12 protein-coding genes are annotated in these 16,578 nt (G+C 71.6%); 2 read left to right on the forward strand and 10 right to left on the reverse strand.

The window, feature by feature from the left end:
- Positions 1–14 precede the first annotated feature (14 nt).
- The 7 genes from Cba03nite_RS37320 to dhaK all read right to left on the reverse strand — a co-directional run bounded on the left by Cba03nite_RS37320 (position 15) and on the right by dhaK (position 9,027).
- Positions 15–1,457, reverse strand: coding sequence for a M1 family metallopeptidase (locus tag Cba03nite_RS37320; protein WP_203756944.1), 1,443 nt, complete (start codon positions 1,455–1,457; stop codon positions 15–17).
- 19 nt (positions 1,458–1,476) lie between these two features.
- Positions 1,477–3,177 (reverse strand): glycerol-3-phosphate dehydrogenase/oxidase, encoded by a 1,701-nt coding sequence (locus Cba03nite_RS37325; RefSeq protein WP_203756945.1) that lies wholly within the window; start codon positions 3,175–3,177, stop codon positions 1,477–1,479.
- 9 nt (positions 3,178–3,186) lie between these two features.
- On the reverse strand, positions 3,187–4,704 hold the full coding sequence (gene glpK / locus Cba03nite_RS37330) for a glycerol kinase GlpK (RefSeq protein WP_203756946.1): 1,518 nt from the start codon (positions 4,702–4,704) through the stop codon (positions 3,187–3,189).
- A 28-nt stretch (positions 4,705–4,732) separates the two neighbouring features.
- Positions 4,733–5,581, reverse strand: coding sequence for an MIP/aquaporin family protein (locus Cba03nite_RS37335; RefSeq protein WP_203756947.1), 849 nt, complete (start codon positions 5,579–5,581; stop codon positions 4,733–4,735).
- 223 nt (positions 5,582–5,804) lie between these two features.
- Complete coding sequence (locus tag Cba03nite_RS37340) at positions 5,805–7,391, reverse strand: putative PEP-binding protein (RefSeq protein ID WP_203756948.1); 1,587 nt, start codon at positions 7,389–7,391, stop codon at positions 5,805–5,807.
- Complete coding sequence (gene dhaL, locus Cba03nite_RS37345) at positions 7,388–8,029, reverse strand: dihydroxyacetone kinase subunit DhaL (RefSeq protein WP_203756950.1); 642 nt, start codon at positions 8,027–8,029, stop codon at positions 7,388–7,390. The genes Cba03nite_RS37340 and dhaL overlap by 4 nt, the downstream gene beginning before the upstream one ends.
- Entirely contained in the window at positions 8,029–9,027 is a 999-nt protein-coding gene (dhaK, locus tag Cba03nite_RS37350; RefSeq protein ID WP_203756952.1) for a dihydroxyacetone kinase subunit DhaK, read from the reverse strand. Before dhaK ends, dhaL begins: the two co-directional genes overlap by 1 nt.
- 141 nt (positions 9,028–9,168) lie before the next feature.
- Between dhaK and dhaM the strand changes: the two genes are divergently transcribed.
- A complete protein-coding gene (dhaM, locus tag Cba03nite_RS37355; protein WP_203756954.1) occupies positions 9,169–9,555 on the forward strand; it encodes a dihydroxyacetone kinase phosphoryl donor subunit DhaM in 387 nt (128 codons plus the stop codon).
- A complete protein-coding gene (locus Cba03nite_RS37360) occupies positions 9,539–9,811 on the forward strand; it encodes an HPr family phosphocarrier protein (RefSeq protein WP_203756956.1) in 273 nt (90 codons plus the stop codon). The genes dhaM and Cba03nite_RS37360 overlap by 17 nt, the downstream gene beginning before the upstream one ends.
- Positions 9,812–9,956: 145 nt before the next feature.
- On the opposite strand, the gene Cba03nite_RS37365 is transcribed toward Cba03nite_RS37360, so the two are convergent.
- The 3 genes from Cba03nite_RS37365 to Cba03nite_RS37375 form a co-directional block, all read right to left on the reverse strand.
- Positions 9,957–10,970 (reverse strand): aldo/keto reductase, encoded by a 1,014-nt coding sequence (locus tag Cba03nite_RS37365; protein WP_203756958.1) that lies wholly within the window; start codon positions 10,968–10,970, stop codon positions 9,957–9,959.
- Positions 10,971–11,015: 45 nt separating this feature from the next.
- Entirely contained in the window at positions 11,016–11,339 is a 324-nt protein-coding gene (locus Cba03nite_RS37370; protein WP_203756962.1) for a DUF899 family protein, read from the reverse strand.
- Between the two features lie 133 nt (positions 11,340–11,472).
- The gene (locus tag Cba03nite_RS37375) at positions 11,473–15,711 is read right to left on the reverse strand and encodes a discoidin domain-containing protein (protein WP_203756963.1); all 4,239 of its coding nucleotides are present in this window, start codon (positions 15,709–15,711) and stop codon (positions 11,473–11,475) included.
- Positions 15,712–16,578: the final 867 nt, after the last annotated feature.

Consider the following 16,578-nt stretch of genomic DNA (forward strand, 5'->3'; position numbering starts at 1 on the left):
CCCCGCAGGGCCGGTCAGGGGCGGGTCTTGCCGTAGAGCCAGGGCTGGAGGAAGGCGCTGAGGGGGCGGGCGGCGACGCGCTCGGCGAGGGCGACGAACTCGGCGGTGGTGGCGTTGCCGTCGCGCTGCTCGGCGGTCCAGGTGCGCATGACGGTGAAGAACCTCTCGTCACCGATGAGCTTGCGCAGCGCGTGCAGGGTCATCGCGCCGCGCTCGTAGACGCTGCTGGAGAAGATGCCGTCGCGGCCCGGGTCGGCGGTGGGCACGCGCCACATGCGGTCACGCCTGTCGCGGTAGTACCGGTCGTAGCGCTCCTGCACGGTGCGGCCGCCCTCGTGCTCGTCCCACAGCCACTCGGCGTAGGTGGCGAAGCCCTCGTTGAGCCAGATGTCGCGCCAGCTGTCCACCGAGACGCTGTCGCCGAACCACTGGTGGGCCAGCTCGTGCGCCAGGATGCTGGTGTTGGGCCCATCGGCCCAGGTGCCGGGCAGGTAGATGGGCCGGGTCTGGTTCTCCAGCTCGGCGTCGACGCGGCTGTCGCCGACCACGATGCCGCCGTACGCGTCGAATGGGTACGGCCCGAAGTACCCCTCCAGGAAGTCGCAGACCTCGGTGGTGCGGGCCAGGTTGCGATCGGCCTCGCCGACGGGGACGCTCGCCGCGATCGCGTTGACGACTGGCCTGCCCTTGTGCTCGGCCTGCGTGATCCGGTAGTCGCCGACCACGATGGTGGCCAGGTAGGACGCCATCGGCGAGGTGACCGACCACTGCCAGACGACCTGGTCGCCCTGCTCCCTGCGGCTCTTGAGCACGCCGTTGCTCAGTGCGCTGACCGTCTTCGGCGCGGTGATCTCGATGGTGTAGCGGGCCTTGTCGCGCGGGTGGTCGTTGACCGGGAACCAGGACGCGGCCGACTGCGGCTCGCCCACCGCCACCGCGCCGCTCCGGCTGACGTAGAAGCCGTTGTGCTCGGCGTCGCGCTCCGGCGACTCGGCCGGGCGGCCGCCGTACGTGACGACGGTCGTGAACTCCCGGCCCGAATCGAGGTGGGCGGCGGGGGTGAGCACCAGCTCGTCGCCGTCGCGGGCGACCTTGGCGGGGGCGCCGTCCACGGTGGCCTGAGCGACGTCGAGCCCGATGAGGTCGAGGTGGAACCGGTCCAGCGGGACGGTCGCGGTGGCGCGGACGGTCGCGGTGCCGTCGAGCCGCCCGGAGGCCGGATCAAACTTGATCTTCAGGTCGTAGTGCGCGACGTCGTAACCGCCGTTGCCGTAGTTCGGGAAGTAGGGGTCGCCGACGCCCGCGAGGTCGACCTCCGCCGAGGTGCCGACCTGCCCGCCCGGCTCGATGCCCATCGGCGGGCCGCCCGCGGTCGGGGTGCCGGTGCACCCGCCTAGCAGCAGCGCGCCGGGCAGCAACGCACCGCCCCAGAACCTGACAGTTCGGACAAATCGCATGAAACTACATTAGGGACCGTCAGCCAAGATCGGGCGCGGCCAGCCGAACCTTGTCCGCCGACTCGTCGTCGGGCTCCTGCTGCGACTGCTGCTCCGCCTCGACCCGGGCCGTGTAGACCTCGACCTCGCGCGCCACCTGCTCGTCCGACCAGCCCAGCACGCCGCCCATCAGCCGGGCCACGGTCGGCGCCGCCTGCACCCCGCGCGACCAGGTCTCGATCGACGCCCGGGTGCGCCGGGCCAGCACGTCGTCCACGTGCAGCGCGCCCTCGTGCGAGGCCGCGTACACCGCCTCGGCGGCCAGGTAGTCGTCCGCGCCGGGCAGCGGCTCGGCCAGCGACGGGTCGTCCTCGACCAGCCGCAGCACCTCGTGGATCATCGAGCCGTACCGGTTGAGCAGGTGCTCGATCCGCACCACGTGCAGGCCCGACTCCTGGGCCAGCAGGTGCCGCCGGTTCCACAGCACCCGGTAGCCCTCCGCGCCGGCCAGCGCCACCTCGTGCGTGATCGACTCGGGGATCTTCTGGTCCAGGCTGCGGCACGCCTCGTCCACCGCGTCCTTGCCCATCACCCGGTACGTCGTGTACTTGCCGCCCGCGACCACCACCAGGCCCGGCACCGGGTGCCCGACCAGGTGCTCGCGGGACAGCTTGCTGGTCTCCTCCGACTCCCCCGCCAGCAGCGGCCGCAGCCCGGCGTAGACGCCCTCCACGTCCTCCATGGTCAGCTTGGTCACCAGCACCGAGTTCACGTGCGCCAGCAGGTACCTGATGTCGTGCGCGGTGGCGGCCGGGTGCGCCAGGTCGAGGTGCCAGTCGGTGTCGGTGGTGCCGACGATCCAGTGCCGGCCCCACGGGATCACGAACAGCACGCTCTTCTCGGTGCGCAGGATCAGCCCGGTGCGCGACTGGATGCGGTCGCGCGGCACGACCAGGTGAATGCCCTTCGACGCCCGGACGTGGAACTGGCCGCGGGTGTCGGCCATCCGCTGCGTCTCGTCCGTCCACACCCCGGTCGCGTTGATGACCTGCTGCGCGCGCACGTCGTACCGCTCGCCCGTCAGCACGTCCTCCGCCGTCGCGCCGACCACCCGCTCGCCCTCGCGCAGGAAGCCGGTCACGCGGGCCCGGTTGGCGACCAGCGCGCCGTACGACGCCGCCGTGCGCACCACGGTCATCGTGTGCCGGGCGTCGTCGACCTGGCCGTCCCAGTACTGCACCGCGCCGACCAGGGAGCCCTTCTTCAGGCACGGCGCCTCACGCAGGGCGCGCCGGTGGCTCAGGTGCCGGTGGTGCGGCACGCCGCGGCCGGTGCCGGTGGTCAGGCCCATGGTGTCGTACAGCAGCACGCCGCTGCCGACGTACGGCCGCTCCCATACCCGGTGCGTGAGCGGGTAGAGGAACTTGACCGGCTTGGCCAGGTGCGGGCAGATGCGGGTGAGCAGCAGCGCCCGCTCCCGCAGCGCCTCGGCGACCAGCCCGAAGTCCAGCATCTCCAGGTAGCGCAGGCCGCCGTGGATGAGCTTGCTGGACCGGCTGGACGTGCCCGAGGCCCAGTCCCGCGCCTCGACCAGCCCGGTGGTCAGACCGCGGGTGACCGCGTCCAGCGCCGCACCGGCGCCGACCACGCCCCCGCCGACGACGAGGATGTCCAGCTCCCGGGCGGCCATGTCGGCCAGGGCCTGGCGGCGCGCCTCGGGAGAGAGCGCTACGACGTCCATGCGGGACCCCTACTCGACCTCGACCCAGTTCAGGGTCCGCTCGACGGCCTTCTTCCAGCCCTTGTACCCCTCGGCGCGCTGCTCGTCGGACCAGGTCGGGTCCCAGCGCTGGTCCTCGTGCCAGTGCTGGCGCAGCTCCTCGGTGTCCTTCCAGAACCCCACCGCCAGCCCGGCGGCGTACGCGGCGCCCAGCGCGGTGGTCTCGGCGACCACCGGCTTGCTCACCGGCACGCCCAGGATGTCGGCCTGCAGCTGCATACACAGCTTGTTCGCGGTGATGCCGCCGTCGACCTTGAGGAAGTCCAGCCGCACCCCGGAGTCCTTCTCCATCGCCTCGACCACGTCGCGCGACTGGTAGCAGATCGCCTCCAGGGCGGCCCGCGCCAGGTGCGCGTTGGTGTTGAAGCGGGACATGCCCACGATCACGCCGCGCGCGTCCGAGCGCCAGTACGGCGCGAACAGGCCGGAGAACGCCGGCACGAAGTACATGCCGCCGTTGTCGTCGACCTGGCGGGCCAGCGCCTCGCTCTGCGCCGCGCCGCTGATGATGCCGAGCTGGTCGCGCAGCCACTGGATGGCCGAGCCGGTGACCGCGATAGAGCCTTCCAGCGCGTACACCGCGGGCTGGTCGGCGAACTGGTAGCAGACCGTGGTCAGCAGGCCCGCCTTGGACCGCACCAGCTCGGTGCCGGTGTTGAGCAGCAGGAAGTTGCCGGTGCCGTAGGTGTTCTTGGCCTCGCCGGGCGAGAAGCACACCTGCCCGACCGTGGCCGCCTGCTGGTCGCCGAGCGACGCGGGCAGCGGGATCTCCCCGCCGAACGGGCCGTTGGCGCGCGTCTTGCCGTAGAGGCCGGGGTCGGACGACGGCCGGATCTGCGGCAGCATCTCGCGCGGCACGCCGAAGAAGGACAGCAGCTCGTCGTCCCAGTCCAGCGTCTCCAGGTTCATCAGCATGGTGCGGCTGGCGTTGGTGACGTCGGTGATGTGCACGCCGCCGTCCGGCCCGCCGGTCAGGTTCCACAGCGTCCAGGTGTCGGTGTTGCCGAAGAGCGCATCGCCGCGGGCGGCCGCGTCACGGACGCCGTCGACGTTCTCCAGGATCCATTGGATCTTCCCGCCGGAGAAGTACGTCGCGGGCGGCAGCCCGGCCTGGCGCCGGATGGTGTCGCCCCGGCCGTCGCGGTCCAGGGCCGCGGCGATGCGGTCGGTGCGGGTGTCCTGCCAGACGATGGCGTTGTAGTAGGGCCGCCCGGTCCGGCGGTCCCACACCACCGTGGTCTCGCGCTGGTTGGTGATGCCCACCGCGGCGAGATCGGACGCCTGCAGCCTCTTCTGGGACAGCGCGGTGCGCACCACGGCGCTGGTCCGCTCCCAGATCTCCAGCGGGTTGTGCTCCACCCAGCCCGCCTGCGGCAGGTACTGCTTGTGCTCCAGCTGGTGCTTGCCGACCTCGTTGCCGCCACGGTCGAAGATCATGAACCGGGTGCTGGTCGTGCCCTGGTCGATCGCGCCCACAAAGTCGGCCATCGCCGCGTCCTCTCGCCGAACGTGCCGGTCATCTGTCGGAACTCTTGCCGGTGCCGGTCTCCTTCACCGCGACCGTCCCGACCGGCGCGGGCTCCTCCGTGATCTCCTCGGGCGTCAGGTGCCGGCCGATGAGGAGCTGGTAGAGGAACGCGCCGATGGGTCCGCCGATCAGCGGTCCGAGGATCGGCACCCAGAAATAGAGATTCCCATACTGATCTCGGAACGCGGACTCGTAACCGGTCAGATAAGACGCCAGCCGCGGCCCGAAGTCGCGGGCCGGGTTGATCGCGTACCCGGCGGCCGTGCCCCAGGCCATGCCGATCGCCACCACGAGCAGGCCGATCAGCAGCGGCGCCAGGTTGGCCAGCGGGGGCAGGTTCAGCAGGTCGGTCAGCGCCAGCACCATGAACATCAGGATCGCGGTGCCGATGACCTGGTCCCGGAACGCGCCCCAGGTGCCGATCGGCAGGGCCCCGTTGCCGGGCAGCGTGGAGAAGACGCCCTGCGTCTTCATGGTCAGCCCGGGATCGACCGAGTGGAGCACCTCGGTGTAGTTCCACCGCACGATCAGCGCCGCCACGAAGGCGCCCAGGAACTGGGCCACGATGTAGGGCAGCACCTTCACCCACGGGAATCCCTTGAAGATCGCCAGGGAGAAGGTCACCGCCGGGTTGATGTGCGCGCCGCTGATCCGCGCGGCGGTGTAGACGCCCAGCGTCACGCCCAGGCCCCAGGCCCACGCGATGCTGTCGTGGTCGCCCAGTCCGCCGGCCACCACCTGGGCCACCACGCCGACACCGAACAGGATCAGGATCATCGTGCCGGCGAACTCGGCGCTCAGTTCCCGCCACAGGCCGTTCGTCTTGGTTGCTGCCATGTCTGTCCGCCCCCCGGGTAGTCCGCAAGTGGGGCGGCGGCGAGGCCGTGCGGCGCGCTGTCTGGTGCCGACGCGGCGAAAATCGCCGCCGACCACCGGATACGGTGATCCGCTCGCGCTACGTGTCCAGCATAGAACGAACTTTTCCCAGCTAGGCGCGATCTTATGCATGGCCGCCGGGTATGGCGGGCACAGCGCCGATGCGTACGAAATGGGCGCTATGTCATTCGGGTGCGGACGTGCCCAGCGTCGTGTCACGAACCGCGGCCCGCACCTCGTCCAGCGCCGTGGGTGCCATGGACAGGATCCGGCAGCCCGCCCCCAGCAGCAGCGGCACCAGGGCCGGATCGCCCGCCGCGTCCCCGCAGACGGACACGTCGCGCTCGTGGCGCCGGGCCGCCCGCACCACCGACACCACGGCCGCCAGCACCGCCGGGTCCGCGATCCGGCCCGGGGTGAGCGCCGGGTCACGGCGGTCCAGGCCGAGCAGGGCCGCCGTCAGGTCGTTGCTGCCCAGCGACAGGAAGTCGGCGGCCCCGGCCAGCTCGTCCACGGCCGCCACCGCCTCCGGCAGCTCGATCATCGCGCCGAGCGGCGGCACCGGCACCCCGCGCTCCGCCGCCGCCGCGCTCAGCAGCTCACGGCAGCGGTCCAGCTGCGCCACCGTGGTCACCATCGGGATCATGATGCGCAGCCGGGCCCCGTCCGCCTCGTCCAGGATCGCCGCGAACTGGTCGGCCAGCGAGTGCGGCGCGGCCAGCATCAGCTCCAGCCCGCGATGGCGTGACGAGGTGCCCCACAGGAACGGCGGCAGCTTGTCCGGCGCGAAGTCCAGCGTGCGTACGGTCGCCGGATGCCCGGACAGCGCCGCCAGCACCGGCCGCAGCGCCGCCGCGTGCTCGGCCCGGGTCGGCCAGGCCCGCGCGGACAGGAAGGGCACCTCGGTGCGGACCAGGCCCGCGCCCGACGCGCCCGCGGCCAGCCCCGCCACCGCGTCCGCCGCCGTCGACACGTTCACCAGCAGCGTCACCGGCACCCCGTCCCGGGTCACCGCGGGCAGGTCGCGCCGGGCGGCCAGCTCCTGACGGCGCTCCCGGGCCGCCGCCTCCGCCTGGCGTGCCGCCTCCAGCCGGTGCGGCGGCGGGTCGACGGTGAGCGTCGCCGTCACGGTGTCCAGCACCGCCTGCCGTCCCTCCGTCGCCGACGGCAGGAAGACCCCGAACAGCAACGGCACACCGAGTGCCCGAGCCACGATCGCGACGTGCGCGTTCGGGCCGCCCAGCCGGGACACCGCACCCGCGACGACCATCGCAGGTTCGAGCAGGTCGTCGGCGCCCAGCTCCTCGGCGACCAGGATCACCGGTTCCGGCCCGTTCCCGTTGGTGCCGCCGTCGGCCCGCAGCTGCTGCACCACCCGGCGGCCGACCTGGCGTACGTCGGCGGCGCGGGCGGCCAGCGTCGGGTCCGGCAGCGCCGCCAGCACGGCGGCATAGCGCTCCGCCGCGTCGGCCACCGCGCGGTCGGCCGGGACGCCGGTCTCGACCGCGGCCACCGCGGCGGCGCGCAGGTCCGGGTCGTCGGCGATGAGCGCGGTCGCCTCCAGGATGTCGGCCGGGGTGCCGTTCTCGCCGCGCCCCCGCATGGCCTGCGCGGTGCAGCGCAGCCGGGCCGCGACCGCGTCGAACGCCGCGCCGACCTGTGCGGGGCTCGCCGTGGCGGGCTCGCCGTTGCCGCCGTAGGTCAGGTGCCGCACCCGGCCCACGGCCACCCCCGGCGCGCCGGCCACCCCGGCGTAGTACTCGGAGGTCATGTCGCGGCGGCGTCGGCGAGCGCCTGGAAGATCAGCCAGGTCGACGTCGCGCCCGGGTCCTGGTGGCCGATGCTGCGCTCGCCCAGATACGACGCGCGCCCCTTGCGGGCCTGTAGGGGCACCGTGGCACGCATGCCCTCGGCGGCCGCACCCGCCGCCGCCCGCGCCGCCGCGGCCAGGCCGCCGTCCCCATCGCCGCCGTGCTCGCGCAGCGCCGCGTCGTACGCGTCCACCGCCGGGGCGTACGCGTCCACGATGGTCTTGTCCCCCGGTGCCGCCCCGCCCAGCTTCACCAGCGCGTCCAGGCCCGCCCGCAGTCCCGCCCCGAACGCCGCCGCGTCCACCTCGGCGCCCTCCGGCAGGGCCTTGCCCAGCGCGCGAAAGGCGCTGCCGTACAGCGGCCCCGACGCCCCGCCCACCTTCGACACCAGCGTCGTGCCCGCCAGCGTGAACACCGCGCCGGGCCCCGCCGGGGACGCCCCGGCCAGCGCGGTGCGCACCGCGCCGAAGCCCCGGTTCATGTTCACGCCGTGGTCGGAGTCGCCGATCGCGGCGTCCAGCGACGTCAGCTCCTCGGTCCGGGCCGCGAGCGCGTCGGCGGCCGCGTCCAGCCAGGCCCTGGCCAGCGCGACGTCCATCAGACCCCCCAGCGCAGGGCGGGGGTGCGCACCGGCGCGTCCCACAGCCGCAGCAGCTCCGGGTCGGCCCGGCACACCGTCAGCGACATCCCGGCCATGTCCAGGCTGGTCACGTAGTTGCCGACGAGGTTGCGGGCGATCCGCACCCCGGCCGACTCCAGCAGCCCCGCCACCTCGCCGTAGAGCAGGTACAGCTCGATCAGCGGGGTGGCCCCGAGCCCGTTGACGACGACGATGGCGTCCTCGCCCGCGGCCACCGGCTTGGCGGCCAGGATCGCCTCCAGCGTCATGGTGGCGATCTCCCGGGCCGGGCGCAGCTGCTCCCGGCGGCGGCCCGGCTCGCCGTGGATGCCGACGCCGACCTCCATCTCGTCCTCGGGCAGCTCGAACCCCGGCCGCCCGGCGGCGGGCGTGGTGCAGGCGGTCAGCGCGATCGCGAACGAGGCGCTGGCCTCGTTGACCCGGGTGCCCAGCGCGGCCACCGCCGCGGCGTCCGCCCCCTCCTCGGCCAGCGCTCCGGCGATCTTCTCGACCAGCATGGTCGCGCCGGTGCCGCGGCGGCCCGCGGTCCACGTCGAGTCCTCCACCGCCACGTCGTCGTCGACCAGCACCGAGTGCACCTCGATGCCCTCGTCGCCGGACAGCTCCGCGGCCATCTGGAAGTTCATCACGTCGCCGGTGTAGTTCTTCACGATGTGCACCACCCCGGCTCCGCCGTCGACCGCCTTCGCCGCCGCGACGATCTGGTCCGGCACGGGCGAGGTGAACACCTCCCCCGGGCAGGCCGCGTCGAGCATGCCCAGGCCCACGAACCCGGCGTGCATCGGCTCGTGCCCCGAACCGCCGCCGGAGATCAGCCCCACCTTGCCGGCCCGGGGCGCCTCGGCGCGTACCACGATCTGCTGCTCCAGGTCGACGCGCAGGTCCGGGTGGGCGGCGGCCAGGCCCACCAGCGCCTCGCGGACCACCGCGTCCGGGTGGTTGATGAACTTCTTCACGGCGGGCTCCCTTCCCGGCGTCGGCGAGGTGACGCCGGCGCGCACCGGTTCGCGTCGTAAGTCCATCCTGCCCCGCCGGGCCGTCTCCTGCCCGGTTTCTTTGCCGCCGCTTCTCCGCCGCCGCGAGGCTACGATGCGGACATGAGCGTGGGGATCGTGCTGGTCTCGCACAGTGCCGACCTCGCGGCCGGGCTGCGTGACCTGCTGCGCCAGGTCGCCGGGGACACGGTCGCGGTCACCGTCGCGGGCGGCTCGGACGACGGCGGCCTGGGCACGTCCTACGACCTGATCCGGGACGCGATCGGCGAGGCTGCCTCGGGCGACGGCGTGGTCGTGCTGCCCGACCTGGGCAGCTCGGTGCTGACCGCGCGGGCGGTGCTGGACGAGCACCCCGACGCGCGGGTGCGGCTGGTCGACGCCCCGTTCGTCGAAGGCGCGGTCGCGGCCGCGGTCATCGCGGCCACCGGCGCCGACCTGGACACCGTCGCGAGCTCGGCCGAGGAGGCGTGGCATGCCCGAAAGCTCTGAGGACGTGCTGCTCCCCGCCCACCTGCACGCCCGCCCCGCCGGGCAGGTCGTGGTCACCGCCGCGAAGTTCGCCAGCACCGTCGAGATCGTGTATGGCGACCGCACCGCCAGCGCCCGCGGCGTCCTCGCCCTCCTGGCCCTGGGCGCCACCGCCGGCCAGACCGTCACCGTCCGCGCCACCGGCCCCGACGCCGAATCCGCCGCCTCCGCCGTGGCCACCGCCCTCCGCGAAGGCGAAGGAAGGGCACCTTCTTAACGCTATGCGTAGAGGAAGGGCACCTTCTTAACCTCCCACCCACCGGTGCCCGCCGATGATCGGCGTCTCGTGTCGAAACCTCGGCCTGGACTGCACTTTCTGACACGAAGCCGCGATCATGCCCCGACGCGGGCTGTCGGCGACGTCAGGTCCAGGGCAGAGCGGCGCGCTGCTGCCAGTAGGCCTCCGCCGGCTCGGCGAGCGCGGCGAGCCGGTCGAGCTGACCGGGGGCCAGCTCCAGCCGGGTGCCGTTGAGGTTGGTCCCGAGCTGCGGGGTGGTCGCCGCGCCGGACAGCACGACGCCCGCCCACGGCTGGCGCAGCACCGCCGCGACGGCCACCGCGTCCGGAGTGGCGCCCGTCTCCGCCGCCACCTCCAGCAGCGCGCCGAAGCCGGGACCAGCCTCCGCCCGCGAAGCCGGTGAAGCCGGTGAAGCCGGTGAACCGCTCACCGCGAGGCGCCCGTTGGCCAGGGCCTCCTTGACGATCACCTGGCAGCCGGCCGCGCGGGCTGCGGCCAGCGCCGGACCGGCCGACGGCTCCAGCAGGTTCCAGGTGGCCTGCACGCTGCGGAACAGCGGCCGCCCGTCTACCTCGATCGCCAGCGCGGCCTCGATCGCGTCGGCCTGCCGGGGCCCACTGCTGGAGAACCCGACGGTCACCCCGCTCGCCGCCAGCTCGGCCAGGCGCCGGTGCAGCGCCGTGTCACGCAGCGCCGGACTGTCGATGGTCAGCGAATGGATCTGGTACAGGTCCAGCCGGTCCCCCAGCAGCTCGCGGGTCTCGCCGAGCTGGCGCTCGTACACCCCCAGGCTGTGGTCCTTGACCTCGTGCACCGGCGCGTCCACCTGCCAGCCCGCCGTGTACGTGTACCCCCACTTGCTGCCCACGACCACGTCCGGCACCTCGCGCCCGGCCAGCCAGGACGCGAGGAACTCCTCGGCGCGGCCGTACGAGCGCGCCGTGTCCACGTAACGCACCCCCGCCGCGTACGCCGCGTCGAGCAGCTCGTGGCTGCGGGCGCGCATCGCCTCGACGGTTCGCGCCGCCGGCAGATCCCGGTCGCGGCCCAGGTTGAGGTACCCCGGACGGCCGACGGCGGCCAGGCCGAGCCCGAGCCGGGCGGTGGGCGAGGTCAGATCGAGCCGGTCGAGCGCCATACCCCCATCATTGCGGTCGGGGCCGTCCGCGCCCCCGGCAGGCGGCTACCCGCTCCGGGCGGGTCGCGGCGGGTAGTCGAGCGCCGCGTTCCAGTCGCCCCGCCCGCGCGGGGTGAGGTCGAGCAGGTGCCACACCGGGCAGAGCAGGTCGATGCCGCGTTCGTCGAGGTCGTCGGCCATGCGCGGGTGTGCGGAGTACACGTGCCTGACCGTCCCGTCCGCGTCGCGGCTGAACACCGACACCGTCGAGTCCTGCCCGCCGTCGGCGTCCTCGCTGCCGAGGTCGTACTTGAAGCTGCCGTCCCCGGCGCTGAGCAGGCGAAGGGCGGTCCAGCCCCGGTCGCGGGCGTGTGCCCGCAGCCCGCAGATCCTCGCGGGACCGGGCGTACTCGGCCGTCTCCGTGCTGAGGTTGGTCAGCCGCATCTCCACCACCCCCGGACGTTAAGAAGGGCACCTTCTACAACGCATAGCGTTAAGAAGGTGCCCTTCCTTTCCTTCAGGCTAGTTGATGTTCAGCGTGAAGGTCGTGGTGGTGTTCCGGATGTTCTGGAAGTTGTTGCTGAAGGTCAGGTTGTTGAACGTGGCGGAGCCACGGGCCGGACCCTGGTTCGCCTCGGGCATCTCGTTGACCCAGATGCCGATGCCGGACTTGGCGTCGAACGCGTCACCGCTCTTCTGCGCGCCGCTGATGCTGACGTTGGTGAAGACGGTGTCGGTCACCGGCTGCTGCTCCGGGTACTTCGACTGGAACATGATGCCGGAGTACGTCGGATCGACGATGTCCACGTCGGTCACCCGGATGCCCCGGAACTCCTTCGAGGCCGCGAAGACCCAGATGGCGCCGAAGGTCTGGTTGCCCCAGAAGTGACCACCCGCCCGGACCAGCGAGATGTTCTCGAACCGGGTGGGTGTGGTGCCGAAGCCGACGAACGGATACCCGAAGTCGAGCGAGCTGATCGTGATGCCGGAGTACGTCAGCATGTCCGCGATGTACAGGTTGCGGAACACGTTGTTGTACCCGCCGTACACGGCCAGACCCGCGGCCCGCCAGGTCAGCGTCGCCGAGAGGTTCTCGAAGACGTTGCCGTTGTTGCCGACCGAGCCGCCGCTGTCGGTGGCCGAGAACAGAGCGAACGCGTCGTCGCCGTTACCTCGTCCCTCGACGTTGCTGACGGTGTTGTTGGTGGAGTCGTTGGTCAGGTTGATGCCGTCGGCGAAGGTGTTGCGCACGCGGCTGTTCTTGACGTTCCAGCCGCTGACGTTGACACCCCACCAGCCGCAGACCGTGTGCTCGACCCAGACGCTGTCGAACGTCAGGTTGTTCACGGACTTCAGCTCGCCCCAGACCTTGCCCGGCCCGTCCTGGCGGATGGTGTAGTTGCCGAAGAACGCCAGGTGCTCGAAGGAGGAGCCGTTGGCGCTGCTCTCCACCCGGAAGCCGGCGTCGGTGTTCTCCTGGCCGGTCGGCGTGTTGAAGCGGGTGTACCACATGCCCGCGCCGACGACCTTGACCGGCTTGCCGTAGATGTTGAACTTCTGCGCCGTCTCGTAGTTGCCGGCGGGCAGGTAGACACCGACGAACGTGCCGGTGGTGTCCATCCGGAAGGCGTCGAACGCGGCCTGCACCTCCTGCTGCGAGGTGCCGGTGGGCACCTTGTAGCGGGCCGGGTCAGGGTTCGCCCGGGGGCTGACCTGCTCCAGGTTGATGAAGTCGATCGCGAACGTGCCCGCGTTGGCGGAGTCCTTCTGCAGCTTGATCGTCGCGCCCTGCGGGATGGTGGAGTCCAGCAGGATGTTGGCCTCGTCGTAGATGTGACGCGGCGCGCCGGCGCCGGGCGAGTTGCTCGGCCCCGCCTCCGCGCCGTAGAGCCACGAGTACTTCGAGGTCAGCGTGATCGCCTTGTGGAAGGTGTTGTTGACGTAGATGTTCAGCGTCGACGTGGTGCCGGTGCCACCCGAGTTGTCCGGGATGGAGAACCGGACGACCAGCGCGTTGGCCGCGTTCTTCGTCGTCCACTGCACGTACTGGCCGTTGTTGTTCAGCGTCACGGCCTTGCGGCCGCTGGCCTCACCGGCGAGGTCGCCGATGGTGCGGTTCGGGCCGACCACGGCGCCGCCGCCGCCGACCGTGCCGTCCTCGGCCTCGTACATGTCGTAGCTCATGTTCGCGCCGCGGCCGACGAACAGCGGCGTGTTGCTGGTGTTGTTGGCCTGCTTGACCGCCAGCTCGTTACCGTCGTTGGCGAGCACCACGCGGACCGTGTACCGGCCGTTGGCCGCGGTCCAGGTGCCCAGGCTGACCGGGCTCGCCGTGGCCCCGGCGTTGATCACGCCGGAGTACGAGCCGGTGAGCGTGCGGACCACGGTGCCACCCTCGTTGAGGACGGTCAGCGTGATGCCGTGCGCGCCGCTCGCCGAGGCGATGGTGCCCTGGTTCTTGATCGCCACCGAGAACGCCACGTTGCTGCCCGCCGCCGGGTTGCTCGGCGTCCAGCTCAGGTTGGCCACCAGGTCGGAGCTCTGCACCGGGGAGACGGTCAGGTTGCTCGGCGCGGTGAGGCTGTTGTTGGCCTCGTTCTGCTCGATGACGCTGTTCGCCTCGTCGACCTTCGCGGTGACCGCGTAGGAGCCCGCGTTACGGGTGCCGATGTTGGCGTTGACCGTGGTCTGCGCGCCGGCGGCGAGCGAGCCCACCGAGCCAGTGCCCACCAGGGTGGTGCCCAGGTAGAAGTTGACGTTGGTCGCGCCGGAGGTGTTGGTGCCCGCGTTGCGGACCACCGCGCTCAGGGTGACCGCGTCGGTCTCCACCGGGGAGGCCGGCGACCAGGTCAGCGAGGTGACGGTGAGGTCCGGGTTCGGCGCCGGGGTGCCGATGACCTGGAGCTCGGCCACCTGGCCGCCGGGGGCGCCGGTGTTGCCGGTGAACTGCAGCCGGATGTCGGCGTAGCTGCCCGAGGCGTTGATGGTGACCGTGTTGCCGGTGGCCGGGCTGAAGCTGTACGCCTGCGCCGACACCACGTTGACGAACGACGACGAGCTCTGCTCGCGGCCCAGGACCTGGATGGTCTGGGTGCGCGCGCCCCACGCGGCGTCCGGGTTGAGCTTGACCACGATCGAGGTCACGCCGACGTTGGAGCCCATCGCCACGGTGAGCTGGTTGGGCGACGTGCTGCCCTCCCAGTACGTGGTGAGGTCGCCGTCGTTGGCGTTCTCGGCCACGAAGATGTGCGTGTGGCCGTTCGAGGTGATCGGCTTGTTCAGCGCCTGGTTGGTGCCGCCGCCACCGGAGCCGTTGCGGGTGACGATGTTGCTCATCGGCGAGATGTTGCCCGCCGCGTCCTTGGCCCGGACGTAGTAGCTGACCGTCGCCGTGTCCGGCTGGCTGTCGGTGTAGGTGAGGGTGGTGCCGCCGACGCTGGCCCGCAGCGTGCTGTTGGCGTAGACGTCGTACCCGGTCACGCCCACGTTGTCGGTGGACGCGGTCCAGGTGAGCCGGATCTGGCCGGAGGCGGGCAGGGTGTAGGCCAGGCTGCCGGGCGCGGTGGGCGCCACGGTGTCGCCGGTCTGGCCGGTGCGGGTCACGGTGTTGCTGTTGCCCGACTGGTTGCCGGCCGCGTCGCGGGCCCGCACGTAGTAGCTGACCGTCTCGCTCGCCGACCGGGTGTCGGTGTAGGTCAGCGTCGAGCCGTTGACGCTGGTCAGCAGGTTGCCGTTGGCGTAGACGTCGTAGGCGGTGACGCCGACGTTGTCGGTCGAGGCGTTCCACGCCAGGCGGATCTGCCCGGCCTGCGGCTGGGTGTAGGACAGGCTGCCCGGGGTGGTCGGGGCCTGGGTGTCACCCGTGGTCGGGCCGTAGATCTCGAACTCGGAGATCTGGCCCGCCGGCCAGCCGGTGTTGGCGGTGATGTTGATCCGCACGTACCGGGTGGACGCGGTGGTGAAGTTGATCGTCACCGTGTTGTTCGAGCCCGGGGCGAAGTTGTACCCCGTCGAGCCCACGATGTCGGAGAACGTGCTGCCGTTGGTGCTGCCCTGCACGGCGAGGGTCTGCGTGCGCGCGCCCCAGCCGGCCGGGATCTTCAGCACGACCCGGTTCACGCTGACGGTCGAGCCGAGGTCCACGCGCAGCCACTGCGGCCACGCGTTGTTCACGCTCTCCCAGTAGGTGCCCTGGTTGCCGTCGTTGGCGTTGCCCGCGCCGTACACGTCGGCGTGGCCGCTCTCGGCGATCGCCTTGCCGGCGGCGAGGTTGCCGGACGAGCCGCCGCCCGCGCCGTAGACCTCCAGCTCGGACAGCTGCGCGGCGGCCCAGCCGGTGTTGGCGGTGATGTTGATCCGCACGTACCGGGTGCTCGCCGCCGGGAAGTTGATGACGACCGTGTTGTTCTGGCCCGGCTGGAAGTTGTAGCCCGCCGACGCCACGATCGTGTTGAACCCGCTCCCGTCGGTGCTGCCCTGCACGGACAGCGTCTGGGTGCGCTCGCCCCAGCCCGCGGGCAGCTTCAGCACGACCTGGTCGATGCTGACGGTGCTGCCGAGGTCGACCTGGGCCCACTGCGCGAACGCGCCCGAGCTCTCCCAGTAGCTGCCCTGGTTCGCGTCGACCAGGTTGCCGGTGACGAAACCGTTGTTGGTGCTGCTGGCCGACACCGGCTTGCCGGCGGCCAGGTTGGGCCCTCCGGCCGCTGCGGCCGGTGACGACACCGGCCCGACGACTACGGCCAGGCTCGCTGCGACCATCGTCGCCAGCAGCCTGACCCGAACGTTCTTGGTTTTCACTGCGCTCCTCCCTGCATTGCCTCTCCTGCGTTCATCCCGCCGCGAATCGCGATCGCCGTCGATGGAGGACGGCCACCCCGTGTTACGGAAGGCGACCCGGCCGGAGCGGATTGCGGCGACGTGCCAGCTCACGCGCACACGCCGCCACGGCCGAGGAGCACCTACCACCTGAAGCACTGTTACGGGCTCAAGTCATCGGTGTTTCTGACTGTGGTAGCAAAACGTTAGAGCCTTGGTAGTTAGAAGTCCACAGTCCAATGCAAAAAACGTAGCGATCGTCCGGCGAGGACGGACGGTTACGGTTTCCGCTGCATACCTGAGGGACCCGGACCTGATCAGGGGTCATCACCGGGGGTGATGTCGATCCATCGGTGCTGATCTCGCCACTCTCCGCGAGGGAGGTTGCGTCGGCGGGTTCCTCCGCTGGCCGTTGGGCATCAGGCATGGCTGGCGAGGGTACGGATAGGACAGTCCCGTCGTCGGCAACCGTTGCGCCGTTACGGTCCGCGACACTTCCTTAGCCATCGCAAAGTTGCACGGTGAAGTGGATTTCTTGCGCAGCGGTAGGGCTACCGCGCTGCGGGGGGCGGGGCAGGGCGGGGCGCCAGGCGATGATCGCGGTTTCGTGTCCAAAGGTGGGGTCCAGCCCGAGGTTGTGACACGAGACAGCGATCTTGGTCCCGATCGCGGGCCGGGCGGGCGGGCTCCGAGCCGAGATCACGTTGATCTTGCGCGAAGTGTTGCCCTTTTGCCCGGATAGTGCGTGTTGCACTCACAGGTCGCGCAAGATCGGCGCGGGAGAGGGGCGGGCGGCGCGGGGGGGGGGGG

Source organism: Catellatospora bangladeshensis (assembly GCF_016862575.1).
Lineage (GTDB): Bacteria > Actinomycetota > Actinomycetes > Mycobacteriales > Micromonosporaceae > Catellatospora > Catellatospora bangladeshensis.

Bases quoted from the DNA above. Each gene is read 5' to 3' on its own strand.
- Cba03nite_RS37340 (WP_203756948.1), bottom strand. From the start codon at position 7,391: ATGACCTCCGAGTACTACGCCGGGGTGGCCGGCGCGCCGGGGGTGGCC.
- dhaM (WP_203756954.1), top strand. From the start codon at position 9,169: ATGAGCGTGGGGATCGTGCTGGTCTCGCACAGTGCCGACCTCGCGGCC.
- Cba03nite_RS37320 (WP_203756944.1), bottom strand. From the start codon at position 1,457: ATGCGATTTGTCCGAACTGTCAGGTTCTGGGGCGGTGCGTTGCTGCCC.
- Cba03nite_RS37360 (WP_203756956.1), top strand. From the start codon at position 9,539: ATGCCCGAAAGCTCTGAGGACGTGCTGCTCCCCGCCCACCTGCACGCC.
- Cba03nite_RS37325 (WP_203756945.1), bottom strand. From the start codon at position 3,177: ATGGACGTCGTAGCGCTCTCTCCCGAGGCGCGCCGCCAGGCCCTGGCC.
- Cba03nite_RS37375 (WP_203756963.1), bottom strand. From the start codon at position 15,711: ATGGTCGCAGCGAGCCTGGCCGTAGTCGTCGGGCCGGTGTCGTCACCG.
- Cba03nite_RS37335 (WP_203756947.1), bottom strand. From the start codon at position 5,581: ATGGCAGCAACCAAGACGAACGGCCTGTGGCGGGAACTGAGCGCCGAG.
- Cba03nite_RS37365 (WP_203756958.1), bottom strand. From the start codon at position 10,970: ATGGCGCTCGACCGGCTCGATCTGACCTCGCCCACCGCCCGGCTCGGG.
- glpK (WP_203756946.1), bottom strand. From the start codon at position 4,704: ATGGCCGACTTTGTGGGCGCGATCGACCAGGGCACGACCAGCACCCGG.
- dhaL (WP_203756950.1), bottom strand. From the start codon at position 8,029: ATGGACGTCGCGCTGGCCAGGGCCTGGCTGGACGCGGCCGCCGACGCG.